Origin of the sequence: Hyunsoonleella aquatilis (assembly GCF_014270105.1) — a bacterium.
GTDB lineage: Bacteria > Bacteroidota > Bacteroidia > Flavobacteriales > Flavobacteriaceae > Jejuia > Jejuia aquatilis.
The window spans coordinates 878350-903394 of record NZ_JACNMF010000001.1; the positions used below are offsets into that span (position 1 = coordinate 878350).

22 protein-coding genes are annotated in these 25045 nt (G+C 38.4%); 16 read left to right on the plus strand and 6 right to left on the minus strand.

What is annotated here, in order from left to right; all coding sequences use genetic code 11:
• Positions 1 to 20: 20 nt before the first annotated feature.
• Positions 21 to 1934, minus strand: coding sequence for a molecular chaperone HtpG (gene htpG, locus H7U19_RS03815; protein ID WP_186559010.1), 1914 nt, complete (start codon positions 1932 to 1934; stop codon positions 21 to 23).
• 521 nt (positions 1935 to 2455) lie between these two features.
• On the opposite strand from htpG, the gene H7U19_RS03820 reads away from it, so the two are divergent.
• On the plus strand, positions 2456 to 3463 hold the full coding sequence (locus H7U19_RS03820; RefSeq protein ID WP_186559011.1) for a 3-oxoacyl-ACP synthase III family protein: 1008 nt from the start codon (positions 2456 to 2458) through the stop codon (positions 3461 to 3463).
• A gap of 615 nt (positions 3464 to 4078) precedes the next feature.
• Here the strand turns inward: H7U19_RS03820 and H7U19_RS03825 are convergent.
• Positions 4079 to 6556, minus strand: coding sequence for a TonB-dependent receptor (locus H7U19_RS03825; RefSeq protein ID WP_186559012.1), 2478 nt, complete (start codon positions 6554 to 6556; stop codon positions 4079 to 4081).
• Between the two features lie 153 nt (positions 6557 to 6709).
• Between H7U19_RS03825 and H7U19_RS03830 the strand changes: the two genes are divergently transcribed.
• Positions 6710 to 7072 (plus strand): CoA-binding protein, encoded by a 363-nt coding sequence (locus H7U19_RS03830; protein ID WP_186559014.1) that lies wholly within the window; start codon positions 6710 to 6712, stop codon positions 7070 to 7072.
• Here H7U19_RS03830 and H7U19_RS03835 read toward each other — a convergent pair.
• Complete coding sequence (locus H7U19_RS03835) at positions 7043 to 8491, minus strand: sodium:solute symporter (RefSeq protein WP_186559016.1); 1449 nt, start codon at positions 8489 to 8491, stop codon at positions 7043 to 7045. The two genes, H7U19_RS03830 and H7U19_RS03835, sit on opposite strands and share 30 nt — an antisense overlap.
• Before the next feature lie 100 nt (positions 8492 to 8591).
• Between H7U19_RS03835 and recR the strand changes: the two genes are divergently transcribed.
• The 13 genes from recR (at position 8592) to H7U19_RS03900 (ending at position 19226) form a co-directional block, all read left to right on the plus strand.
• Entirely contained in the window at positions 8592 to 9209 is a 618-nt protein-coding gene (gene recR / locus H7U19_RS03840) for a recombination mediator RecR (protein ID WP_186559017.1), read from the plus strand.
• 11 nt (positions 9210 to 9220) lie between these two features.
• Entirely contained in the window at positions 9221 to 10318 is a 1098-nt protein-coding gene (locus H7U19_RS03845) for a glycosyltransferase family 2 protein (protein WP_186559018.1), read from the plus strand.
• 89 nt (positions 10319 to 10407) lie between these two features.
• On the plus strand, positions 10408 to 11733 hold the full coding sequence (locus H7U19_RS03850) for a dihydrolipoamide acetyltransferase family protein (RefSeq protein WP_186559019.1): 1326 nt from the start codon (positions 10408 to 10410) through the stop codon (positions 11731 to 11733).
• Between the two features lie 81 nt (positions 11734 to 11814).
• Positions 11815 to 12534: a hypothetical protein gene (locus H7U19_RS03855; protein ID WP_186559020.1), complete on the plus strand. Its 720-nt coding sequence runs from the start codon at positions 11815 to 11817 to the stop codon at positions 12532 to 12534.
• A gap of 223 nt (positions 12535 to 12757) precedes the next feature.
• Positions 12758 to 13531 carry a 3'-5' exonuclease gene (locus H7U19_RS03860; protein WP_186559892.1) on the plus strand — a complete coding sequence of 258 codons (774 nt, stop codon included), beginning with the start codon at positions 12758 to 12760 and terminating at the stop codon, positions 13529 to 13531.
• Between the two features lie 249 nt (positions 13532 to 13780).
• Positions 13781 to 14392: a fumarylacetoacetate hydrolase family protein gene (locus H7U19_RS03865; protein ID WP_186559021.1), complete on the plus strand. Its 612-nt coding sequence runs from the start codon at positions 13781 to 13783 to the stop codon at positions 14390 to 14392.
• A gap of 1 nt (position 14393) precedes the next feature.
• Entirely contained in the window at positions 14394 to 14735 is a 342-nt protein-coding gene (locus tag H7U19_RS03870; RefSeq protein WP_186559022.1) for an Hpt domain-containing protein, read from the plus strand.
• Between the two features lie 2 nt (positions 14736 to 14737).
• Positions 14738 to 15988, plus strand: a complete 1251-nt coding sequence (locus H7U19_RS03875; RefSeq protein WP_186559023.1) for a competence/damage-inducible protein A — start codon at positions 14738 to 14740, stop codon at positions 15986 to 15988.
• An 82-nt stretch (positions 15989 to 16070) separates the two neighbouring features.
• A complete protein-coding gene (gene rpmB, locus H7U19_RS03880) occupies positions 16071 to 16307 on the plus strand; it encodes a 50S ribosomal protein L28 (RefSeq protein ID WP_186559025.1) in 237 nt (78 codons plus the stop codon).
• 24 nt (positions 16308 to 16331) lie between these two features.
• Positions 16332 to 16514 carry a 50S ribosomal protein L33 gene (gene rpmG, locus H7U19_RS03885; RefSeq protein ID WP_092579068.1) on the plus strand — a complete coding sequence of 61 codons (183 nt, stop codon included), beginning with the start codon at positions 16332 to 16334 and terminating at the stop codon, positions 16512 to 16514.
• Between the two features lie 33 nt (positions 16515 to 16547).
• Positions 16548 to 16700 carry a DUF4295 domain-containing protein gene (locus H7U19_RS03890; protein WP_186559027.1) on the plus strand — a complete coding sequence of 51 codons (153 nt, stop codon included), beginning with the start codon at positions 16548 to 16550 and terminating at the stop codon, positions 16698 to 16700.
• A 394-nt stretch (positions 16701 to 17094) separates the two neighbouring features.
• Positions 17095 to 18048 carry a signal recognition particle-docking protein FtsY gene (ftsY, locus tag H7U19_RS03895; protein ID WP_186559029.1) on the plus strand — a complete coding sequence of 318 codons (954 nt, stop codon included), beginning with the start codon at positions 17095 to 17097 and terminating at the stop codon, positions 18046 to 18048.
• Positions 18049 to 18575: 527 nt separating this feature from the next.
• Positions 18576 to 19226: a hypothetical protein gene (locus H7U19_RS03900; protein ID WP_186559030.1), complete on the plus strand. Its 651-nt coding sequence runs from the start codon at positions 18576 to 18578 to the stop codon at positions 19224 to 19226.
• Here H7U19_RS03900 and H7U19_RS03905 read toward each other — a convergent pair.
• The gene (locus tag H7U19_RS03905; RefSeq protein WP_186559031.1) at positions 19219 to 20307 is read right to left on the minus strand and encodes a serine hydrolase domain-containing protein; all 1089 of its coding nucleotides are present in this window, start codon (positions 20305 to 20307) and stop codon (positions 19219 to 19221) included. The genes H7U19_RS03900 and H7U19_RS03905 overlap by 8 nt on opposite strands.
• Positions 20308 to 20504: 197 nt before the next feature.
• Between H7U19_RS03905 and rimO the strand changes: the two genes are divergently transcribed.
• Positions 20505 to 21809 (plus strand): 30S ribosomal protein S12 methylthiotransferase RimO, encoded by a 1305-nt coding sequence (rimO, locus tag H7U19_RS03910; protein ID WP_186559035.1) that lies wholly within the window; start codon positions 20505 to 20507, stop codon positions 21807 to 21809.
• Between the two features lie 66 nt (positions 21810 to 21875).
• Here rimO and H7U19_RS03915 read toward each other — a convergent pair whose 3' ends face one another.
• Positions 21876 to 23156 (minus strand): carboxypeptidase-like regulatory domain-containing protein, encoded by a 1281-nt coding sequence (locus H7U19_RS03915; RefSeq protein ID WP_186559043.1) that lies wholly within the window; start codon positions 23154 to 23156, stop codon positions 21876 to 21878.
• Positions 23157 to 23233: 77 nt separating this feature from the next.
• Positions 23234 to 25045 (minus strand): cytochrome-c peroxidase, encoded by a 1812-nt coding sequence (locus H7U19_RS03920; protein ID WP_186559045.1) that lies wholly within the window; start codon positions 25043 to 25045, stop codon positions 23234 to 23236.

A 25045-nucleotide genomic window follows, 5' to 3' on the forward strand; every position in this document is an offset into this window, starting at 1 on the left:
TTAAGCTGAGCCTGTCGAAGTTATTTAATCATATCATAACTACGCTTGATAAAGTTCGTCAATTCCTCACCTTTCAATAGCCCCTGAGACAATCGCGCCAAATCCAAACTCTGGTTGATCAAACGCTCCTGCTTTTTGCGGGTTTTGGTGTTTAAAATTTCACCCACCAATTCGGAGTTCGTGTTTACCACCAAATTGTACATCTCCGGCATATTGCCCATACCGAACATGCCACCACCGCCTCCGGTCTGTTGCATCTCCTTCATACGGCGCATAAACTCGGGCTGAGTGATGATAAATGGCGAAGCATTGCTATCCATAGCTTCCAACTGCACCATAAATTTTTCAGATGGAATCACTTCTTTTAGCAATTCGTCCAAAGACTTCTTTTGGTCCTCATCCAATTTGGAAACCGTGGTGTCGTCCTTTTTAATCAAGTTATCAATATGATCGCCATCCACACGGGCAAAGGACACATTTTCCTTAGTGCTTTCCAGCTTTTGAATCAAGTGCGATACGATTGGAGAATCCAACAACAGCACTTCATAACCTTTGTCTTTAGCCGTTTGGATGTAACTGTGTTGCTCATCCTTATCCGAAGCATATAAAATCACCAGCTTATCGTCCTTATCGGTCTGCTTCGCCTTGATTTTATTGTAAAGCTCCTCGTAAGTATAGTAAGTGCCATCAATCGTTGGGTACAACGCAAAAGCGTCTGCCTTTTCAAAGAATTTTTCCTCGGAAAGCATACCGTATTCAATCACTATTTTGATATCGTTCCATTTGGCTTCAAAATCCTCGCGATTGTTGTTGAACAAGGATTTTAATTTATCCGCCACTTTTCTAGTGATGTACGACGAAATCTTTTTTACCGCGCCATCAGCCTGCAAATACGAACGCGATACATTCAAAGGAATATCCGGAGAATCAATCACCCCACGAAGCATGGTCAAAAACTCAGGAACGATACCCTCAACATTATCCGTCACAAACACCTGATTTTGATATAATTGGATCTTATCCTTTTGGATCTGCATATCGTTGCTCAACTTCGGGAAGTATAAAATCCCCGTTAAGTTGAATGGATAATCTACATTTAAATGAATGTTGAATAACGGCTCCTCAAACTGCATCGGATACAGCTCACGATAAAAATTGCTGTAATCCTCATCCTTTAAATCTGTTGGTTGTTTTGTCCAAGCTGGAGAAGGATTATTGATAATATCATCAACCGTAATTTTTCTATGAGGTTCGGTCGTTTCCTTACCGTCTTTGTCAGTAATCGTCTGAGGCTCGTGCTCAGGGTCATTGATTTCCTTTGTGCCGAATTTAATCGGAATCGGCATAAACTTGTTGTATTTGTTCAACAGTTCACGAATACGAGATTCCTCGAGGAATTCCTTTTCATCATCCGAAATATGCAAAATAATTTCCGTACCGCGTTCGGTTTTCTCCGCAGGCTCCAAAGTAAACTCAGGCGACCCATCACAAGTCCAATGCGCCGCAGGCTCATCCTTAAAAGATTTGGTAATGATTTCAACCTTGTCCGCCACCATAAAAGCAGAGTAAAACCCTAAACCAAAATGCCCAATAATCCCGCTATCCTTTGCCGAATCCTTGTATTTATCCAAAAACTCCTCAGCACCAGAAAATGCCACCTCGTTGATGTATTTTTCAACCTCCTCGGCAGTCATCCCCAAACCTTGGTCAATCACGTGCAGTTTCTGGTTGTCCTTATCAATTTTTACCTCAATTTGTGGGTTGCCGTACTCCACTTTTGCCTCGCCAACATTCGTCAGGTGTTTCAGCTTTAAAGTTGCATCAGTCGCATTACTGATCAGCTCCCGAAGAAAGATTTCGTGGTCGCTGTACAAAAACTTTTTAATCAACGGGAAGATATTCTCTACCGATACATTAATGTTTCCTTTTGTCATGATATATCTATTTTATTCAATGTTTTTCTTGGTAGGGCATAGGTCAAAAAAAATACCAAGACCATAAATATGACAAACTGACACAATTTTAAGTAAAGTAATTTTTATTTGGGCGTTCCCCTCGATGCTACATTCAAAAGTTTCATTTGAAATTCGTCCTCGGGTCGGGCTTTCACTACTCAATCTTTTTAAAGCCTTTTTGCCCTATCGTCATTGCGAACATAGTGAAGCAATCTACTAGCCTAAAGAGATTACTTCGTCGCACACTCCTCGTAATGACGGACTTTTTGCCTAAGCTTTAAAAAGGATTTCAAACATGCCGTTCTATCCCTAACGCAACCCACCTGCCAACAACAGTCCAAACCCCAAGGCACGAGTTTGTCAGCTACCATTTTTTTTCAATTTGGAGTATTGTCCCGATAGCTATTGGGATTGGAATTTGGAATTTACAAATCATTTGGAATTTGTCCTGTTGGCTATCGGGATAATTTCGTATTTTGGTTTAAACAAAACTTGGGGATATGTATAATTCAAGAATAACCGGACTTGGCAAATACGTGCCGGAAAATGTAGTGACCAATCATGACTTATCAAAGATGATGGATACCAGCGACGAATGGATTCAAGAACGTACAGGAATTGTAGAAAGACGCTGGATTCCTGAAAACTCAGAAGATACATCAGCCGTCATGGGAGCAAAGGCCGCCCGAATAGCCGTTGAACGCGCAGGCCTCACCAAGGATGACATCGATTTTATCGTTTTCGCCACCCTGAGCCCAGACTATTACTTCCCTGGCTGTGGCGTCCAGATTCAAGATATGCTGGATATGCCGACCATTGGCGCATTAGATATCCGAAATCAGTGCACGGGCTTTGTGTATGCGGTTTCTGTAGCCGACCAATTTATAAAAACCGGGATGTACAAAAATGTTTTGGTGATTGGTTCAGAATATCATTCCGGAGGTTTGGAAAAATCCACACGGGGCAGGGGTGTTACTGTTATTTTTGGTGATGGCGCAGGTGCCGCCGTAATGAGCCGAACCGAAGATAATTCAAAAGGGGTTTTGTCGTCCCATTTACATTCCGAAGGAAAATATGCCGAAGAGCTCACCGTTCTGGGGCCAAGTATCAAACATTGGGTGCCAGAAATTTTGGAAAAGAACGATCCAGACGATACTTCATACTATCCGTACATGAACGGGACATTTGTATTCAAGCATGCAGTAGTGCGATTTAGCGAGGCGATAGTCGAAGGTCTGAAAGCTAATAATTTACGAAAAGAGGATATCGATATGCTGATTCCCCACCAAGCCAATTTGAGGATTTCGCAATTTATCCAAAAGAAGTTTGGTCTGCTGGACGACCAAGTGTATAACAATATTCAGAAATACGGAAATACTACTGCGGCTTCCGTGATTATTGCCTTGACCGAAGCCTGGGAGGAAGGAAAGATTAATGAAGGAGATACTGTAGTTTTGGCCGCTTTTGGCAGTGGATTTACTTGGGGCAGTGTGATTATGAAATGGTAGCAAATTCCTGCGGACGCAGGAATCTAAAGATGTATTAGGTTTTCAGTTAATTAGATTCCTGCGGATGCAGGAATGAAAAACCCGAAACCATATTTTAAAATACAGTTTCGGGTTTTCTTATGCCATTAACCAATCCAACTTCAATTAACACAAATTTTGAATTTGAAAGCGAAGCCTTTATGCTTTTGTCAGATGATAATAGCAAAATATTTATTTTACAATAATGCCATCTGTTGTTGCCTAAACAAAACTCGAAATACAAAGATTTCGAGTTTTAACCGTTTAACGAATTGTTTTTTAAAAGCGACTAACTCAAATAATTATTAAATCGGTTTTTGGTTATTTAATTTAACGTTTTTCTGTGAAAATTATTGTTGGACTCTTTAAATTTTAACAATTTTAACATTTTAATAAGCACAGTTACAACTACTTGCGAAGTAATTTACAGATTTATCCGATAAGCCTAAAGGGTATAGACTGTCATAGGCTTATGTGTTATCGCTCTTACCTTCTTTTTTGTCCAAAAGCAAAACCCCAAAGATTGCTCTTTGGGGTTTTTATTCAATAACCTGATAAAACACTAACCATCAACTATTTTCAGATTATTAAATGTTTTTAAAGGAAGCCTCCGCTTCCCTGTTTTGTGTTATTGTCGCGTTGTTTTCTTCTCAAAGCTCTGTATTTACCGCCACCAAATCTGTAAGACAGTGCCACATTCCAAGTGTTGCTTTCCCAGTTGAATTGCCCTCTACTTGGGAACGGGGAAACGGCTTCAAATTCAAAATTCATACTATTGAAAATATCACTGTAGTTAAAGCTGAATGTAGCCCTGTTGTCTTCCAAGAAACTGTAGCGCATGCCCGTATTTACCATCACCATGGGTTTTCTTGTAAATTGTATGCCTTTTTCCTCTCCACGGTACATGGCAAATAAAGAAAAACTTAATTTTTTTGAAGCTTTAAAATTGTTGAACAAGCGCAGGTTCCATACTACGTTATCAACAACAGTCGTATTCGTTTTAATGTCATCTAGTGTGGCATCTTCAATGGGGACATCAATAAATTCGGTAATACCCGTTTGTTCCTGTGAGTATAAATCAAAACTTCCGTTCAAACTCCACCATTTTGTAGGGCGATAGTTGCTTGACAGCTCAATACCGAAAGCTGTTGTATTGTCAAAATTATCGTATGAAAGAATAACGTTACCTGAGGTAATATCTGTCCTGTCAATACGTACATATCTATTAATGTTGTCTTCGATGATTCTGAAAAATACGCCTCCGGTGATGCTACCACCTTTTAATTTTCGGGTGTAGTTAGCTTCGATGGAATTGGTAAACTGGGGTTGCAATCTCATATTTCCAAAGGAAGACACTCTTGGTGTGCTCCACTCCCGGATGGGGTTCACCTGTTGCAAACCAGGTCTGTCCACACGACGGCTGGCACTAATTTGATAGGTGTTTTTTTCAGAGGCCTCGTAACTGACAAATACTGAGGGGTACATCTGAAAATAATTATTCTCGTAGGGTGTCAGTTCAACAGTGTTATCGGCAAAAGTCTTTAAATCCATGGCATCCTCCTCTACGGTCTCGAAACGCGCACCAATTTGATAGCTCCACTTTTCAAACTTTTTGCTATACGTGGCATAGGCTGAGTAAATATCTCTGTTGTATTCAAAATCAACACTAGGAGTTGGTATAGGATTGTTTTGTTCATCAAAACTCAATCCTGTAGACATGTAATCTACGTCAGAGCCAAACAAGCGCGCTTCTAACCCAAGTTCCAATTTGGATTCTTTCTTTAGGGGTTTAACGTAATCTACATTTATAGTGGTTTGGTCCCTTTCGGTGTCTACAAAATCCCTAAAATCCGGGGGAAAGTCAAAATTCACAAAATCAAAACTTGCATCTTCATCATTTATAAAATCGTTGTAATCGATTTCAATATCTAAGGTTTCGTCCTCATCAGAAAATTCATGTTTATAGACCAAATTGTATTGACTAGAGGTGTTTTCGCTAATATTGCCAAATAACTGCCTTTGCGATAAAGTTGGGTAGGTAATAAAGGTGTCTCCAAAGCCTGTACCCTCAAAAGTATTTTGGTTAGTGAAAACCGAAATGGTATTCTTATCGTCCATGTAAAAATCCACGCCAAATTTGTACAAATGAGACTGGTTGTTATTTCCAAATTTAAAATCTTGAAAGGAATCATCATCAAGTCTGTCAACGTAGCCAAAATTGTCATACTTCCCAATATTGTTACCATAATTACCGTAAAAATTGAACTTCCCATTGCGGTAATTCATGTCAATGGAGCTGTTGAATTTTGCAAAAATCTCTTTGGTTACCCCAACATTCACGTTTCCGTTAAAGCCGATTTGCGTATTCTTATGCAATTTGATATTAATGATGCCGCTCATCCCTTCGGGGTTGTATTTTGCAGAAGGGTTGGTAATTAATTCAATCGATTTTATTGAAGTTGAAGGGATTTGTCTCAACAATTGGGCAACTGGTACATTGCTCAATTTGCCATCTACCATTACTCGAACATTTTCATTACCCCTTAAACTGATGTTTCCCGTTTGTTGGTCTACATTTACCGAGGGGATATTGTTCATTATATCACTGGCCGTGGCCCCGGCAGTGGTCAAATCCTTGCCGACGGTAATTACCTTTCGATCTACTTTTTGTTGAATGGTGGATACCTCCGCAACAACCGTCACTTCCTCAAGGCTTTCCAGTTCTTCTTCAAGATAAATTTGGCCAAGATTTACGTTGTAATTCCCTCTTTTAAGGATAACGGATTTGTTATAAGTTTTGTAGCCAATATATTGAATACTTACTGCAACCTTGCCCTCTTCAATTTTTTCTATTTTAAACGTACCGTCGTCTAAAGTAATGCCTCCGGTGAGCGTTTCGCCCTTGTCATTTTTTATGATGACATTGACGTAAGGTAAGGGTTGTTTAAGTTTAGCGTCTAAAACTATTCCTGAAATGGTGCCTCTTTTGGCCTCCCCGGTTTCCGGTGGGGTGTTAAGGGCAGTTAAAGGTGAAATAGCGAAAAGAAACAGCCCTAGAAAAACGAAATTTTTCATTGTGATTGATTAGTTTGATTGATGATTAGCAACTAAATTGCTCAACAAAGAGACGTTTCTTTAGGGATTATGTTACTCTTTTTAACAAAAAATTATACCTTTTTAACATATAGGGGTAGTAGGATTTAATGAAATTTGAATAAACAACTGATAATGCGTAATAAAACATTAGTGTTTGGAGCATCACTAAAGCCCAATAGATATTCCAATTATGCCATTCAAAGATTGGTGGCTAATGACGTTGAAGTCGTGGCTTTTGGGTTAAAAAGCGGTACTGTTGAAGGCATTGAAATACAAACAGAATTGATTGAGTACGAGGATATCCATACGGTAACCTTATACGTGAATCCAAAACGACAAAGGGAATATTACAATTATATTTTGTCCCTAAAGCCCGAACGGGTCATTTTTAATCCGGGTACCGAAAATCCAGAATTCTATCGGGTTTTAAAAGAACACAATATCTCTTTTGAGCCTGCCTGTACGCTAGTTTTGCTTGCGACGAATCAGTATTAAACCAAGGAAAGTTAGTAGTCCATTGATGATTAATATTTCAAAACCAATTTGATAACCGTTCAATAAATCCACTGAATAGGCATTAATGAAATAGGACACGATTGGCGCTATAATAGCAATTATCCAAACATATTTATCCTTAATATGCGCCTTTGTGAAAATGCCAAAAGCAAACAAGCCCAAAAGTGGGCCGTAAGTATAACCGGCTGCTTTAAACAATTCCCAAATAACGGACACATCTTTAAAAATCAAGTCGAATAATAGTATCACCACAACCAATAAAATACTTACAAAAACATGGGTGGTTTTCCGTACTTTCTTTTGTTGCTCAATAGGTTTTTTGTCCAGTTCAATAATATCGATGCAAAACGAAGTCGTTAAAGACGTTAAGGCGGAATCCGCGCTGGAATAGGCGGCCGCGATTAGTCCCAACAGGAAGAAGGCTGAGGTCAAAACACCAATTTCAGGAAGCATGGCAATGGTTGGGAACAGGTCATCCTTTTTCGCTGTAATACCATGTTGTTGGGCATATTGGGTTAACAAAAGGCCAAGCGCCAAGAATAAAATGTTGACAAAAATCAATACCACACTAAAGGAGACCATGTTTTTTTGAGCTTCTTTCAGATTCTTACAGGTGAGGTTTTTTTGCATCATATCCTGGTCGAGCCCAGTCATGGTGATAGTTATAAACATGCCAGCCAAGAAGCTTTTCACAAAATATTGGGCATCATTCACATCATCAAAAAAGAAGGTTTTGCTAAGCGGACTTTGTTTTACGTTTGAGTAAATTTCAGAAATACCATTCAAGTCAAGGGCAGAGGCTAAAAATATTATGGTTACCACTACCGAAATCAGCATAAAAAGTGTTTGCAAGGTATCGGTAAAAATGATGGTCTTTATACCGCCTTTAAAGGTGTAAAGCCAAATGAGTGCAATTGTGATTATGACGGTTATAAAAAATGGAACTCCAAATTGATTAAATACCAAAAGTTGCAATACTTTCGCTACTAAGAACAACCTAAATGCGGCACCAACCGTCCTCGAAATTAAAAACGCAATGGAGCCTGTTTTGTAGCTCACATTGCCAAATCTATCTTTCAAGTAGGTGTATATTGAAATAAGATTCAGCTTATAATACAAAGGCAAAAGGACATAAGCGATCACCAGATACCCAAAAAAGTACCCAAAAACGACCTGTAAATACCCAAACTGTTTGGTCTCAACTGCACCCGGGACAGATATAAAAGTCACCCCAGAAAGCGAAGCCCCAATCATCCCAAAAGCCACCAAATACCAAGGGGCTGATTTGTTGGCTTTAAAAAAGGCATCGTTGGAATCTTCCTTTCCCGTGAAGTAGGAGATTAAAATCAAAACGATAAAATAAGCACCGATTAATAGAAGAATAGATGTTGGAGACATTGGTAATGAAACTTTAATATTTTCGAAAATAACCTTTTTTCTAAACTCTAACAGCGTGGCGGTCTATTTTCTATAAAAGAAAATCCCTAATTTCGCAGATATGGAATTTTCCTCAAAACTATTAGAGAATGCGGTAAATGAAATGTCGCAATTGCCCGGAATCGGGAAGCGTACGGCATTGCGGTTGGTGCTGCATATGTTGAGACAGCCCGAGACCCAAGCCGTGGCATTGTCCCAAGCCTTGCTTAACATGAGGACGGGGATAAAGTTTTGTAAATCCTGCCATAATATAAGTGATGTGGAGGTCTGCGAGATTTGTGCTAACCCGAATAGGGATGAAAGTGTGATATGCGTGGTGGAGGACATTCGGGATGTGATGGCCATTGAAAATACAAGTTCTTTCAAAGGGCTGTACCATGTGTTGGGAGGGAAAATTTCACCTATTGATGGTATTGGCCCACATGATTTGAATATTGTGTCTTTGGTTGAAAAAGTGAAGCTAGGAGGTGTGAAAGAAATTATTTTTGCGCTAAGTTCCACTATGGAAGGAGATACCACCAATTTTTATATTTTCAAACAGATTCAAGATTTTGATGTGGCGACGTCCACTATCGCAAGAGGCATTTCTGTGGGGGACGAACTGGAATATACCGACGAAATCACCCTCGGACGAAGTATTTTGAATCGGGTGCCATTTGAATCATCCTTAAAATTATAAATCACACTTTTTTGAAACTTTCCGTAGTTATACTCAACTATAATGTGCGCTACTTTTTGGAACTCTGTTTAAAAAGTGTGCAGGAGGCCATTACAGATTTGGATGCGGAAATTATTGTGGTGGACAATAATTCGCCAGATGACAGTTGTTCTATGGTCAAGCAATTGTTTCCGAGAGTAAAACTGATTGAAAATGCTGAAAATCAAGGTTTTTCAAAAGGAAATAATATAGGAGTGGATGTGGCAAAAGGAGAATATATCTGTATTTTGAATCCTGATACTGTTGTTCCTGAAGATGTATTTAAAACAATGCTTTCGTTTTGTGAAACACGCAAAAATTTAGGGGCTGTCGGCTGTAAATTGATAGATGGAACGGGCCATTTTTTACCCGAAAGCAAACGGAATATTCCTCGGGTCAAGGTGGCATTGAAAAAGTTGTTGGGTAATTCAAAACAGTATTATGCCAACCATTTAGGTGAAAATGATACAGGTGAAGTGGACATTTTGGTCGGTGCGTTCATGTTTTTAAAGCGAAAGGTGTATATGGAAGTTGGCGGTTTTGACGAGGATTATTTTATGTACGGTGAGGATATTGATTTGTCTTACAGCCTTTTGAAATCCGGGTATCAAAATTATTATTTTGGGGAAGCTTCCGTTTTGCATTTTAAAGGGGAAAGTACGTTGAAGGATAAAAAGTATGCCGAGCGCTTTTATGGAGCCATGCAGATTTTTTACAAAAAGCATTTTAAAAAGAATCTATTGTTTGACGCCCTAGTGGGTATGGGAGTGAGGGTAGTTCCGCTTCTAAAGGGAGATGATTCGAATGGAGGGCAAAAGCCGTTGCGCTATATCCTTCTTTCTGATGAAAAGAATAAAGGATTGGATGCTGTTTTGCCCAAAGAAACGGAAGTAAGGTCCGAAATTGGTGATTTTGAACGAGGAACGGAATTGATTTTTGATAATAACAAACTGACTTTTAGCAATATGCTGAAAATTATGGAGGTTAATTCCAATAATAAGGGGTATACATTTAAAATATGGCCCAAAAATTCTAACTTTATGGTGGGAAGCAATAGTGCTTCGGGAAGGGGCGAGGTTGTTACCTTTTAAAAGGTTTTGTTGTATATAATTTAAAAAAATTGACGATTTTTAGTTAATTTTGCAATCGAAATAAAAAATATAGGCTTTAATTTAAAGAAATGGCAAAGTTTGAATTGACGTTACCGAAAATGGGAGAGAGTGTTGCGGAGGCAACCATCACATCGTGGTTAAAGGATGTGGGCGACACCATTGAATTGGATGAGGCGGTTTTGGAAATTGCCACAGACAAAGTGGACAGTGAAGTGCCAAGCGAGGTTGAAGGCGTTTTGCTGGAAAGGCGCTTTGAAGTTGACGATGTAGTGCAAGTTGGGCAAGTATTGGCGGTTATTGAAACCGAGGGTGATGATGTGCCAGTTACTGAAGCGCAAGAGGTTTCAAATGAAGCCCCTGAAGAGGTGGTAAGCCAGCTAACGGAACGTGTTGAAATTGCCAAAACGGAGGTGAGTGCCGCTGCGCCAACTATTTCGAGCAATGAGCGTTTTTATTCGCCTTTGGTTAAAAATATTGCCAAACAAGAAGGTATTTCTCAAGAGGAATTAGACGCCATTCCAGGTACCGGAAAAGAAGGAAGGGTGACCAAAAATGATATTTTGGCTTATATAGAAAATGGAGGAAAAGCTGTTGTTAAAGCTGAGCCAGCACCGCAAAAAGAAGCCCCAACTCAACCTGTAAAGGAAGCTCCAAAAGTACAAGCAAAACAGGTTGCAGTAAGTGGCGAGGATGAAATTGTTGAAATGACCCGCATGGGGAAATTAATTTCCCAGCACATGACGGACTCGTTGCAAACTTCTGCCCACGTTCAAAGTTTTATCGAAGCTGACGTAACTAAAATCTGGAACTGGCGCAATAAAGTGAAAGGGGCTTTTGAAAAACGCGAAGGTGAAAAATTGACGTTTACGCCAATCTTTATGGAAGCGGTTGCGAAAGCTCTGCGTGATTTTCCATTATTGAATATCTCTGTTGACGGGGATAAAATCATCAAAAAGAAAAACATAAATATCGGTATGGCTACTGCCTTGGGTGATGGCAATTTGATTGTGCCCGTCATCAAAAATGCTGACCAATTGAATTTGGTGGGGATGACCAAACAGGTTAATGATTTGGCCAACCGGGCGAGAAATAATACTTTAAATCCGGACGATATTAAAGGGGGAACTTATACGGTTACCAACGTTGGGTCTTTTGGAAGTATTATGGGTACCCCAATTATTAACCAACCGCAAGTTGGGATTCTAGCTTTGGGTGCCATTCGGAAAGTGCCCGCAGTAATTGAAACTTCCGAAGGGGATTTTATTGGTATCCGATACCGTATGTTTTTATCGCATTCCTATGACCACCGCGTGGTGAATGGTGCTTTGGGTGGTATGTTTGTCAAAGCCGTAAAGGATTATTTGGAGGCTTGGGATAGCAATAGAGAAATATGATGGATTAGTCAATTTTTTCAAAATTTGTAATTTTTTTCTTTCGCTACAAAAAAATATCATATTTCGTACTTGTAAAATTGTATGAAAAATAAATTCCTTTTACTTAATCTATTCTACAGTATTTCTTTGATGCTTAATGCTCAGGTAGATACCATTTATATTGATGAGAACGGTAGTCGTATTTCAAAGGCAATTTATTATAATAAGGGGAAATCAAAGTTGTATTATGGTGAACGTTTTATTACTGATACGTTAGTGGTCGAAAAACTTAAGCTGAGCTATTATTTTGGAAAGTTAGAGCCCGAGGTTAAATCACAACTTTTCAAACTGTTCCATAATCGAAACAATATTGATACCTCTAAGGTGCTTATCATACATTATAACGATACCCTGAAAAACCCCAAGGATTATGTCAAAAATAAAGAGTTAAAATTTATGTACTCTTTTGGGCATGAACATTACAATAATTATAAAGGGTTTATTCGTGCACATAAGCAGTGTCGAAAAAGGAACAATGTTTTTAGGAAAATTGCGCATGTATGTCATTTTTTTGGTTTTAATGACGGACACCCAAATGAGTTCAGGAAGCAATTATGGTATAAGGATTATGGATTGATATTGAAGAAATTGTTTTTTAGTGGATATGTAAAAGCCAATAGGATGATTATTCGACCTAATGGAGAGTTTTTTATTGGATATTACAACAATTTTATATTCAAAGGATTGGTTGAAGAAAATGAATGGATAAATTCGAGAAATTTGTACATAGATGAATTAAATAAACTGAACTCATATAAATAAAGAGTTAAACTGCTCAGATATATTTTCACTTTAAACTGCCCGAAATATTTGTATTGCTTTAGAATCTGTAGGTTATTGAGAATAACTTAGGGGTTCTTACCTAAAATTCGTTTTACGAATTAAAGGAAAATAAAGGGTTGATTTTAGGTTTGAATCCATACTAAAAAGGGGGATTTTGAATAAATTTAAAGGTATATTTGCAGAAAAAATAGACTACTCTATAATGCAATTAAATCTATCAAAACCCATCTGTTTTTTCGATTTGGAAACCACGGGCGTTAATATTACCACAGACCGAATCGTCGAGATTTCTATTCTAAAAGTACATCCCAATGGGAAGGAGGACCGAAAAACTTGGCGGGTAAATCCAGAGATGCCCATTCCAAAGGAGGTTACGGCTATTCACGGGATTTCGGATGCTGATGTGGCCGATAAACCAACGTTTAAGGAATTGGCGAAGGAGGTTTACAATATGATAAAGGATTCGGATCTGGGCGGATTTAATTCCAATCGTTTTGATATTCCCTTGTTGGCGGAAGAAATGTTGCGCGCTGAGGTGGATTTTGATATGAAAAACCGTCAGGCCATTGATGTGCAGACCATTTTCCATAAAATGGAACAACGCACCTTGAGCGCCGCCTACAAATTTTATTGCAATAAGGATTTGGATAATGCGCATAGCGCGGAGGCGGATACGGTCGCCACTTATGAAGTGCTAAAAGCCCAATTGGAAAAGTATGACGCACTGGAAAACGATACGAAGTTTTTGGCCGAGTTTAGTTCTAGAAAAAAGTTTGCTGATTTTGCAGGGTTTATTGCTTACAATAAGAAAGGAGAAGAATGTTTTTCCTTTGGGAAGCATAAAGGGAAATTGGTAACGGAAGTTTTAGAGAAGGAACCTGGCTATTTTGGTTGGTTGTTAAATGCGGATTTTCCGTTGTACACTAAGAAGGTGTTGACGGCGATTAAGTTGCGACAGCTTAATAATAAGTTTTAGGAGATAGGAGACAGGAGACAGGAGACAGGAGACAGGAGACAGGAGACAAGAGACAGGAGATACTGTATTCGAGAACTGGCTTTAGCTGGTAGGCCCGCGTTAGGGATTGAAGAGGAAAGCCCACAGTCGCGCCCTAAGGCGTGACGAGGACTTGGAACGGAAAGCCCGACCCCCTTGTGGGTAACGCCCAAATAGAAATTAAAAATTTTCGCTTTGCGTCTTAGCGACTTTGCGCGAAAAAAGAAGTTTATGAAATTAATTTGCATCGGTAGAAATTATACCGAACATATTAAAGAACTGGAAAACGAAAAACCGACCGACCCGGTAGTGTTTTTAAAGCCTGATACCTCTATTTTATTGAAAAAACAACCCTTTTTTATTCCGGATTTTTCGGAGGATGTGCACCATGAGGTGGAGGTCTTGGTGAAAATAAACCGGGTAGGGAAGCATATTGCGAAGAAATTTGCGCATAAATATTATGATGAAATTGGCTTAGGCATTGATTTTACGGCCCGGGATTTGCAGGCTAAATTAAAAGCAAAAGGTCTGCCATGGGAAAAGGCCAAGGCTTTTGATGGGGCGGCGGTTGTGGGGAAATGGCTTCCAAAAACGAACTTTGAGGATGTAAACGCAATTGAATTTTCCTTAAAAAAGAACGATATTTTTGTGCAAAAAGGAAATACAAGCCACATGCTTTGGAAAATTGATGAATTAATTGAATATGTCTCAAAATATTTCACTTTAAAGATCGGAGATATTATATTTACGGGCACGCCTGCTGGAGTTGGTAAGGTTGTTGCTAACGATAAATTGAAAGGTTTTATAGGAGACAAAGAACTATTTTCGATAACAGTTAAATAACATGGAACAACACTACAAATTATTTAGGGTAAGAGAGTTAGCAGATAACGACGAGGATTTTGTGATGGCCTTGGCTGCCACATTTTTGGAGGAAGTGCCAGAGGATGCGGACCGTTTAAAAAAGGCGGTGGCTGAAAAGGATTATCATACGGCATATCAAGCAGCACACAAAATGAAACCAACAATTGATTTATTTGAATTGGGGGTATTGCAGGATTTAATAGAGGTTCAGGATTGGGGGAAGTTCACTAAAACGGATATGGACATTACCGATAAGTTAGATATTGTGATTGCGGCTGTAGATAATGCTGTTGCAGAAATTAAGTCGGATTTTGGATTGTAACTATGCTGGCAGAAATCATAACCATTGGTGACGAACTTCTTATTGGTCAGGTTATTGATACAAATTCTGCCTTTATTGCAGAAACCCTAAACAGTATTGGGGCTTCCATTTATCAAATTACTTCTATACAGGATGATAGGGAGCATCTGCTACAAGCCTTTAAAGATGCTGAAAGTCGTGTAGATATTATTATCATCACGGGTGGGCTGGGGCCTACAAAGGATGATATCACCAAAAAAACCATTGCGGAATATTTTGAAGATACATTAGTTCGGGATGCCTCGGTTACTAAAAATATTGAGGATATCTGGAAGAAGTATGTGCGACAAACATTGCTTCAAGTAAACAAGGACCAAGCCTTAGTTCCTTCAAAAGCTGAAGTGTTAATGAACGAACTGGGGACTGCCCCGGGTATGTGGCTGGATAAAGGGGATAAGACCTTCATTTCTTTACCGGGAGTACCGTTTGAAATGAAAAAGCTGATGGTGAACAAAGTGATACCAAAGCTTAAGGAAAAATATAAATTCCCATTTATTCTGCATAAGACCTTATTGACCTACGGATTGGGAGAAAGTACCTTGGCCAAGCGCATTGAAGCTTGGGAGGATGCTTTGCCAAGTGATATTAAATTGGCCTATATGCCTAATTTAGGCAGTGTACGGTTGCGTTTGTCTTCCAAAGGGCTTGACGAACAAAAGGTGAGAAAAGGTATTGACGCCGAAATAAAAAAGGTACTTCCTTTGATAGAAGGTGCCTTTGTAGGGTTTGAAGATGAAGCTGAATCTTTGGAGTTAATTATAGCAAACAGATTGACCGAATCTGGAAAGACATTAGCTATTGCTGAAAGTTGCACAGGCGGGGACTTGGCAGGACAATTCACCCAAAATGCCGGTGCGTCCAACTATTTTAATGGCGGGGTGGTGACTTATGCCACCGAATCCAAAATAAAGGTGCTTGGTGTGGCAAAAACTTTGATCGAAAAGCATTCTGTTGTCAGCAAGGAAGTGGCTGAGGCCATGGCTCAAAATGTCCGTGAACTTTATGATGCAGATTATGGGATTGCTACTACCGGTAATGCAGGGCCATCCAAAGGCGATTCCGATGTTGAGATTGGTACGGTTTTTATAGCTGTAGCTACCAAAAACACTGTAGTTTCTGAAGCATTTATGTTGGGATCCGCCCGTAAGCGTGTCATTAAGAAAGCGGTGAATAAAGCCCTAGAAATGCTCGAAAAAGAAATTTTAAAAAATTGATTTCATTTTAATTGTCATAATTCAAAATTTGAGTATATTTGCACCTCGTTTTTAAGCAACAACACATTTAAAAGTAAGGATAATGTCAAGAGTTTGTGAACTTACAGGGAAGAAGGCAATGGTTGGTAACAACGTTTCCCATGCAATGAATAAAACCAAGCGCAGATTTAATGCCAACTTGGTAAAGAAACGTTTTTACATTCCAGAAGAAGACAAATGGGTAACTTTAAAAGTGTCTACTTCTGCTTTAAAAACTATTAATAGAATTGGAATTTCGGCTGCACTTAAAGAAGCCAGAGCCAAAGGATTTATAAAATAATACGTCAGGGTAAAGTAGCATCAAATGGCAAAGAAAGGTAATAGAATACAGGTAATTTTAGAATGTACAGAACACAAGGAGTCTGGACAACCAGGAACTTCAAGGTACATTACTACTAAGAACAAAAAGAACACGCCAGACAGAATGGAGTTAAAAAAATTTAATCCAATCTTGAAGCGCATGACGGTTCATAAAGAAATTAAGTAACACGTTTTACAAGCTAAAACAAAAATATAAGCCATGGCAAAGAAAGCAGTAGCATCGTTACAAACAGGGTCAAAAAGATTAACCAAAGCCATAAAAATGGTGAAGTCTCCTAAAACAGGGGCTTACATGTTTGTAGAATCCGTAATGAGCCCAGACCAAGTAAACGATTTCTTAAACAAGAAATAAACGTTTATTTTTCAAGATATATAAAAGCTACCGTCTTTTAAGACGGTAGCTTTTTTTATATTTACAACTCAAATTTTAATGACAATATTTCAGTCGCATCATAAGGGCAAGAAAGTTGTTATCAAGTATTTGGGCGTTACCACAAGGGTCGGGCTTTCCGCTATATCTTTTTAAAGAGTCATTGCGAGGAGCTAGCGACGGGGCAATCTTAAACAGGAAAAGTTTCAAACCAAAATTAATGGGTTGCTATTTCTTTAAAAAGGATGTCGCTTTAATCCCTAACGCGAAAGTCTATGCCGTCTTTAATTAGGCAGTTTAGCTCTAAAACTTAAACCCTAACGATTGAGTAAAGACGATTAAACGTTTAAACTCATCAACGAATAAACAATTACAAATGAGTTTTTTCAAAAAAATATTCTCCTCAGAAAAAAAGGAAACCCTCGATAAAGGACTGGAAAAATCAAAAAGCAGTTTTTTTGGTAAACTGAGCAAGGCCGTTGCCGGAAAATCCAAAGTTGATGATGAAGTTTTGGACAATCTGGAAGAAGTTTTGGTCACCAGTGATGTTGGTGTAAACACTACCCTTAAAATTATCGAACGCATCGAAGCACGCGTATCCAAGGATAAATATTTGGGGACGGATGAACTCAATCAAATCCTCCGTGAGGAAATTGCTGGCCTGTTATCCGAAACCAATTCCGGTGAAGAATCCGAATTTACCATCCCCGAAGGCAAAACCCCATATGTGATGATGGTAGTAGGCGTAAATGGCGTGGGTAAAACCACAACTATTGGAAAGTTAGCCAGTCAGTTTAAAAAACAAGGACTGAATGTAGTACTTGGTGCGGCAGATACTTTCAGGGCGGCTGCGATAGACCAGCTACAAGTTTGGGCAGATAGAGTTGATGTTCCCATAGTAAAACAATCTATGGGTAGCGATCCCGCTTCTGTAGCATTTGATACCCTAAAAAGTGCAGTAACTCAAAATGCAGATGTGGTCATCATCGATACCGCCGGACGCTTGCACAATAAAGTCAACCTTATGAACGAGTTGACCAAAGTAAAACGCGTCATGCAAAAGGTGGTGGACGATGCCCCACACGATGTGCTTTTAGTTTTGGATGGCTCCACGGGGCAAAATGCCTTTGAGCAGGCCAAACAATTTACTGCCGCTACTGAGGTGACATCTTTAGCAGTTACCAAATTAGACGGTACCGCAAAAGGAGGCGTGGTAATCGGTATTTCAGACCAATTTCAGATTCCCGTAAAATATATTGGCGTCGGTGAGGGCGTCGACGATTTACAGGTGTTTAATAAGTACGAGTTTGTTGATTCTTTTTTTAGGTAAACTCATTCCTGCGAATCCCGATAGATATCGGGAAGGAATTTCGATAAGTAGAATATTTTGAATCTAAGCGATAAGAAAACACTTCGAATATTCGTTATCATTTCACTTATATATTCTGTTCTAAGAATTATAAGCTATTCTATTTCATTTATACAAACCTACTTCAACACAGATAATGCTTTAATCCCGGATTATTTGATTTGGTATGTAGCTTTTCCTCGATTTTTCTTTATTCCATTATATGGTTTGATTTTGTGGTTTTGTATAAGTAGTTTGATTAAAAAGAAATATAACCAAAATTGGGTTTTGGCTATTTTTTTGGTCGTCTTAATCAATTATTTTTTTGAGGCCGATATCTACATGTTTATAAATCAATTTAACCCATATAGAAACTAAGTATGGTAATTATTACATCTAGAGTACTAGAACCATTCGCTTTTTTTGAATTAACAATTTCTTAAAATAACCTTCATAACATCAGAAGATTCTTTGCGTTAATTATGAAAATTAACTAATAAAACCTTCTTGTGAAAACTTTCTCTTTTATTTTTTGCATTGCATTTGTGCTGTTTTCATGTACTGAAAACAAAACTTCGGGTAATATTGAAAACGCGGACGATGATAATTTTTATGCACTGACTGTGGGAAACTCTTGGGTCTATAAAAATTACAAACTAAACAAGGATACAAATGCTTATGATTTAACGCCCGTGATAGATTCCGCTAGTATTGTCTCAACGGAAGACATTAACGGAAACACCTATTTTAAGTTTAGGCGATTGACTACAGGGAATGAAACCAAAATCACCTTTTGTAATGAAAATGGCGAACGTTTTGAGTTTTTAAGGGATTCTTTAGGGTTTTTGGTCAATGAAGAAGGGAAAGTCAAATTTACGCATACAAGTTTTGATGAGCGTATATTTGGAGAGAATGACGATTTTAATATTTACGAAGCTTTACAAGAAGATACTGAAGAAGTAACTGTTGAATCGGGAATATTTTCTTGTGTATTCTCTAAGAGATATGCCGTACTTAATGCAAACAATGAGTTTCTGCCCGGAAAAGACTTCTTTTATTATGCCGATGGTTTTGGGTTGATTTATGATACATCTTCATTTGTGTCAAGCGACAAACCAACAATTATCAGAAGATTGGATTCTTATAAAATTATTAATTAATCAACTTATTAATCTCCCCCCAAAGCTCATTATCAAAACTACTAGGGCCTAAAAGGGATTCTCCGGCATCGTTGCCCATTCTTATAATCACCAAGTTTTGACTCGGAACAACGTACATTTTTTGGTCGTCCTTCCCCAATCCGGCATATAAATCATTAGGAGCATTGGGGATTAATTTACCTTGGAATTCAAACGTTAATCCCGGTCCTCGGTAGCTGTCTTTTCCATTCAGCCAGTACAAATAGCCGTAAGCTATGTTGTGGTTTTGTGAAGAGTTGGTCATAGCGTCAAAGTAGGCTTCGTCGTTCAAAATGACTTGATCATCCCATACCCCTTTATTGAGGTTCAAAAGCCCAAACCGTGCCATACTTCTGGCCGTACTAAAATAGAGATTGTTGTACCCAAAAGGCACCCAGGCGCCTTGCATCCCAATTTTATCCCGCAACTTTTCGTTAAAATAGGTTTTAAATTCTGTATTGACTGCACCCGCTACGATTTCATGCAGTATGGTGTAAGCCCCATTGTGGTAATACCAAAACGTTCCGGGTTCATTTTTGAAGTCAAAGCAATCTTTATCTGTACAATTATTATTGGGCACGGTATAATCCAAACCTGTAGTCATCGTTAAATGATGCCTAATTTTAATGTCGGTTTCTTGCTCGGGAGTTAGGTTGGACCAGCCTTCACCCAAATATAAATTGGATGCATCATTAATATTCAAATGGCCTTCAATCTGAGCAATTCCTGTAGTAAAGGCGGCTAAATTTTTAGCGGCAGAATTCCAAACCAAATTGGTGCTGGCGTCTGCACCATTACCGTACCATTCCACTACTATTTTACCATCTTTCAATATCAAAAAAGCTTTGGTGCCTCTATCTTCCACAAAGTCAAGCAATGGCTGAAGTGCGGTAACATTCCAATTCAATTCAGAAACTGTTCTGGTTTCCCAAGTTTCTGAGTTTATTGGCGGAAAGTATAACCCTGTTTCTGGTGAAGGGTTTGGAATGTCAGTAGTGTCTTCTGAAGAACAACTAAAGCTCACTATTAACAATAAAATAAGGGCGAAGACTGTCTTTTTCATAACGTAGAATTTCAATTTAGGACATTCAAATATATAAAAGGTTTAAGAGAAAAGGAGTTTTTAGGTTGAAAGTTTCAAGTTCAAAGTTATTCAAAATGAATAAAGTACCTTTTTAAAAACTGTTATTGAAAAATCCGTAAATCGTAAATCGAAAGTCGTAATTCATTAGTTATCTTTGCACCTCGTTTTAAGTCGGTATGCGCACAAAATCACTAAAAAAGAATAGAATAAATGTTGTCACACTTGGTTGTAGCAAAAACGTGTATGATAGTGAGGTGCTGATGGGGCAACTTAAGGCCAGCGGTAAGGATGTGGTGCACGAACAGGAAGGCAATATTGTTGTCATCAATACTTGTGGATTCATCAATAATGCCAAGGAAGAGAGCGTCAATACCATTTTGGAGTTTATGCAAAAAAAGGAGGCTGGCGATGTGGATAAAGTGTTTGTAACAGGTTGTTTGAGTGAACGCTACAAACCCGATTTACAAAAGGAAATCCCCAATGTGGATCAATATTTTGGGACAACTGAATTACCGGGTTTATTAAAAGCCTTGGGTGCAGATTACAAACATGAGTTGATTGGCGAACGATTGACTACCACCCCGAAAAATTACGCCTATTTAAAAATTGCTGAAGGTTGTGATAGGCCATGCTCGTTTTGTGCCATCCCATTAATGCGGGGCAAGCATAGAAGCACCCCGATTGAAGAGATAGTAATTGAAGCTGAAAAATTGGCATCCAATGGGGTAAAAGAGCTAATTTTAATAGCCCAGGATTTAACTTATTATGGATTAGATTTATACAAAAAACGTAATCTTGCTGAATTGCTTGAGGCTTTAGTAAAAGTTGATGGCATCGAATGGATTCGTCTGCATTATGCTTTTCCAACTGGTTTCCCGATGGATGTTTTGGAAGTGATGAAGCGAGAGCCGAAAATCTGCAACTATATAGATATTCCATTGCAACATATTTCTGATTCCATTTTGAAAAGTATGCGTCGTGGCACAACCAAAGAGAAGACCACAAAATTGTTGCAAGAGTTTAGAGCTAAAGTTCCAGAAATGGCCATTAGAACCACACTGATTGTGGGTTACCCTGGCGAAACAGAGGAAGATTTTCAAACTCTGAAGGAATGGGTTAGGGCGATGAGATTTGAGCGTTTGGGTTGCTTTACCTACTCGCATGAAGAAAATACGCATGCCTATAATTTAGAGGATGATGTGCCCGAAGAGGTCAAGATCGATAGAGCCAACCAAATCATGGAAATCCAATCCCAAATTTCTTGGGAACTGAATCAAGAAAAGATAGGGCAGGCGTTTAAAGTAGTTATCGATAGAAAAGAGGGCAATTACTTTGTAGGACGTACGGAATACGATTCTCCTGATGTGGATAATGAAGTTTTGATTGATGCCTCAAAAACCTATTTAAAAACTGGGGAATTCGCCAATGTCAAAATCATCGATGCAGAAGACTTTGACCTTTATGCTAAGGTTGTATCATAGCACAAAAAAACCGATTAAGTCAGATACCCAATCGGCTTTCCTGTCTTAAGGAATCCTCAATTTATACTATGATTCTTCCTTTTTAGCACTCTTTTTATCAAGTTGCTTTTTAATCTTTTTTATAGCATTTTCAATAGATTTTTCAGGCTCAATAATATTATAGGCGCCCCAAAATTCTGGGTCTGAAAAGCCAGAGGTCTGCTCGGTCAAAATAGTTGACGGCCTTAACATTCTATCTCGGGATTTAGCAACTTTGGTTTCTGGAATTTCCCAATTGGTAATAGCCATTTCGCTATTTAAAGCATAAATGCTGTTGAATAATTTTCCTTTCCAGTTCACCTTAAAAGTCAACCCTATATTGCTGTAAGCGTAGTGCCACTTGCCGTTCTGCGTCCTGTATTGCACTTTATAAGTAGCTTCGGTAGGATATACATCTACTTTTCTAGGTTTCTTTCTAACGAACATTCTACTGGACAATTCCTTGTTTTTAACATTCAAACTATATTTGGCGCTGGTTAAAGCCAGGGTATGGGAGTCAATATATAGTTTTCCGTAGTACATAGGTGTTTTTACATTAGGTTTTTGCTTAAAGTTTACGACATACACTATATTTTTATTGATGTTGGTAGACGTCTCATAGTTGAAGTCATATAGGTCAATATCCTCTTCGGTAAAGATATATTCGGGATATTTTACCAAATCGGTATACAAGTTGCTGAACGGACCTCCTTGCAATTTCAATGCTAAAGTGTCCAGCCTTGAATAATTTGTGTTTTTGCGTGATTTGATAAGTTCAATATGGTCATTTCTTAGACTGCTGTAAGGTTGCTTGTGGATTTTCACTACCGCTTCCGAAAGTGATGCATTTTTACGTCTTTTTTTTATGGTTTCTCTGTAAAAGGCGGTCATTAAAGCGTTTTTGTCATTGTAAGCCGAACTTTTATTTTCCAATGTTTTCAGGACTAAAGTTCTCGCGTCGAATGGAGGTGCCGCAATGCTTACGGCAGTGAGCTCAGTCAAACTAGGTTTGAGTTCAATCTTTTCAGCAGTTCCCAAATCGATAATACTCAAAAGTTTTCTTTCGTATCCCAAATGGGTGATAACCAATTTAGCATCGAGGTATTTATAAGGGATTTTTAAAAGGAACTCACCATCGGAGTTTGTTACAGTACTGATATTAGTGCCATCCACTACAATGTCTGTAAAGATCAGTTCATCACGAGTTTCTTCATCAATAATCTTCCCGCTTACTTCCTTTATGGCTTGCGTGTCTTGCGCCTGCGCAAAAACAAAGGAGCACAAAAAGGTAAGCACCAAGCCAAATTTTATAACGTTCTTGTTTTTCATAGTAAAGGAGTTTATTTCTTGTTAATTTACAAAAAAAAGATGTAATAAACTGCCTTTCAATTAGTTTTAAGAAAAATTTAATAGGTGGTTGTTTCTAGAATATTATCTGTCAATGTTTTCATAAAGGCAATAATTGCAAGTTGTTCATCTTCCGATAAGCCCAAATTATCAAAAGGCAAAGTTTGGTGGGGAACATCAAAACCTAAACCTGCACCTCCACCCTTATTATAAAAATCTAAAACTTCTTCTAGGGTTTGGTATACCCCATTGTGCATATAAGGTGCAGTTAACTCAATGTTTCTAATTGTTGGCGTCTTAAAGGCACCCTTGCGTTGTACGGTTTTAAATAACTCATACCTGCCCAAATCGTCGCTCAAACTTTTATTTTCAGAAGTTTCTGCAACCCCAATAATTTCAAGTTCGGTATCGGTAAAATTTGGAGGCACAGTGCCATTGAATATAGGGGGAAAGTGGCAGGTAGCACAAGATGCTTTGCCCATAAAAAGGTTAAAACCCTTTATTTCTTCTGAAGATAAAGAGGATTCTATGGTATTGATATTATTGTCGAATTTAGAATCGAAGCTATTCAAGGTTCTAACGTACGATGCAATGGCATGCCGAATATTAAAGTCGTCTCTTTTGTCTTTATAAAGGGAATCTAAAATTAATCTATAATTCTTGTCCTTTTTTACCCTTTGTACGATAGCCTCCATAGTCATATCAAATTCTGCATGATTATTTACCACACCTACAATTTGGCCCTCTAAACTTCCCATTCGGGCATCCATGAAATATAGTTGCTGAAAGCTGGAATAGTTTAAGGTGGGCGTATTTCGCTTTTGTGCTGTGTTGAATGTGGTCCTGCCGTCAGTAAAGGCCTTGTCTTTTATATGACAAGTGGCACAGGCCATGTTCTTGTTTCGGGATAGATTTTTGTCGCTAAACAGTTGTTTTCCGAAGGCTACTTTTTGTTGAAGCTGTGTCGTGTCGCTTTTATAATCGGTGAAAAAGCTAGTGTTTATGGCATTTTTTGAAAACAGGGAAGTGATATCATTGGATAAAGCAAGCTCAAATGGGAATGAAACATCCCAATCCTTTTGCGTTGAAACCAAAAGCTCTAATTGGGGGTTAGTATAGTTTTTTATAAAAGCGTATCTGTCAAAATTTTCAAAATCTTCGTTTAAGCTTTCCTTTGCTTCTTGTATCGATCGTATTAGTTGCTGATATAGATTAATAGATTTGAATTTCGATTTATTGAAATTGACAATATCCTCCAACGTTTGATAGGTGCGTTGACTTTCTGTTAATGATTGTGTCAGTACAGGCGAGTCAAACCCAGTAATACCGGTTGTGGCAATGCGTACAATTTGATTCCGAACAAGCCAAATGATATGATAATCCTTAAGGTTGATAAGAGTATTGTTTTTCACCAATTTTAGCCTGCTACTGGTTATTTTTGCAGTTTCATTAATTTTTAAGGTATCTGGGTTATCCTCAAAAAGTAATTCCTCAATCACCTGAAAACCAAATGGATTTCTAATTTTTATGTCACTGGGGTCTTCTTCATGCACCTGTAAAATATTGGGGGCGTTCAGGGATTTGTAATTGTTTTGGTCCACATAGGCCAATATGGGTTCGGCAAGTTTAAAATGTTGGCGCGCCTTTTTGTAAAGCCTTATTTTTTGGAAAATGTCATGTTTTGTAACCAAAGTGTCCAAATATTTTGCACAGTTTTCAATTTCTGAATTGAATAGGGTTGCAATCAATTCATTAACTGAAGGGGGCGATAGTGCTTTTTTCTTTTGGTTACATCCAGTGCCTATCAAAAGCAAAAGACATATACTTAAAATATATGTCTTAGCTTTTATAACAAATATGTGTTGGTTCAT

Coding starts and splice junctions, on each gene's coding strand:
- H7U19_RS03830 (WP_186559014.1), top strand. CDS start 6,710: ATGCGTAATAAAACATTAGTGTTTGGAGCATCACTAAAGCCCAATAGA.
- H7U19_RS03920 (WP_186559045.1), bottom strand. CDS start 25,045: ATGAACCAACACATATTTGTTATAAAAGCTAAGACATATATTTTAAGT.
- H7U19_RS03870 (WP_186559022.1), top strand. CDS start 14,394: ATGGAACAACACTACAAATTATTTAGGGTAAGAGAGTTAGCAGATAAC.
- recR (WP_186559017.1), top strand. CDS start 8,592: ATGGAATTTTCCTCAAAACTATTAGAGAATGCGGTAAATGAAATGTCG.
- htpG (WP_186559010.1), bottom strand. CDS start 1,934: ATGACAAAAGGAAACATTAATGTATCGGTAGAGAATATCTTCCCGTTG.
- H7U19_RS03890 (WP_186559027.1), top strand. CDS start 16,548: ATGGCAAAGAAAGCAGTAGCATCGTTACAAACAGGGTCAAAAAGATTA.
- H7U19_RS03850 (WP_186559019.1), top strand. CDS start 10,408: ATGGCAAAGTTTGAATTGACGTTACCGAAAATGGGAGAGAGTGTTGCG.
- H7U19_RS03905 (WP_186559031.1), bottom strand. CDS start 20,307: ATGAAAAAGACAGTCTTCGCCCTTATTTTATTGTTAATAGTGAGCTTT.
- rimO (WP_186559035.1), top strand. CDS start 20,505: ATGCGCACAAAATCACTAAAAAAGAATAGAATAAATGTTGTCACACTT.
- H7U19_RS03825 (WP_186559012.1), bottom strand. CDS start 6,556: ATGAAAAATTTCGTTTTTCTAGGGCTGTTTCTTTTCGCTATTTCACCT.
- H7U19_RS03820 (WP_186559011.1), top strand. CDS start 2,456: ATGTATAATTCAAGAATAACCGGACTTGGCAAATACGTGCCGGAAAAT.
- H7U19_RS03915 (WP_186559043.1), bottom strand. CDS start 23,156: ATGAAAAACAAGAACGTTATAAAATTTGGCTTGGTGCTTACCTTTTTG.
- H7U19_RS03865 (WP_186559021.1), top strand. CDS start 13,781: ATGAAATTAATTTGCATCGGTAGAAATTATACCGAACATATTAAAGAA.
- ftsY (WP_186559029.1), top strand. CDS start 17,095: ATGAGTTTTTTCAAAAAAATATTCTCCTCAGAAAAAAAGGAAACCCTC.
- H7U19_RS03855 (WP_186559020.1), top strand. CDS start 11,815: ATGAAAAATAAATTCCTTTTACTTAATCTATTCTACAGTATTTCTTTG.
- rpmG (WP_092579068.1), top strand. CDS start 16,332: ATGGCAAAGAAAGGTAATAGAATACAGGTAATTTTAGAATGTACAGAA.
- H7U19_RS03860 (WP_186559892.1), top strand. CDS start 12,758: ATGCAATTAAATCTATCAAAACCCATCTGTTTTTTCGATTTGGAAACC.
- H7U19_RS03875 (WP_186559023.1), top strand. CDS start 14,738: ATGCTGGCAGAAATCATAACCATTGGTGACGAACTTCTTATTGGTCAG.
- H7U19_RS03835 (WP_186559016.1), bottom strand. CDS start 8,491: ATGTCTCCAACATCTATTCTTCTATTAATCGGTGCTTATTTTATCGTT.
- rpmB (WP_186559025.1), top strand. CDS start 16,071: ATGTCAAGAGTTTGTGAACTTACAGGGAAGAAGGCAATGGTTGGTAAC.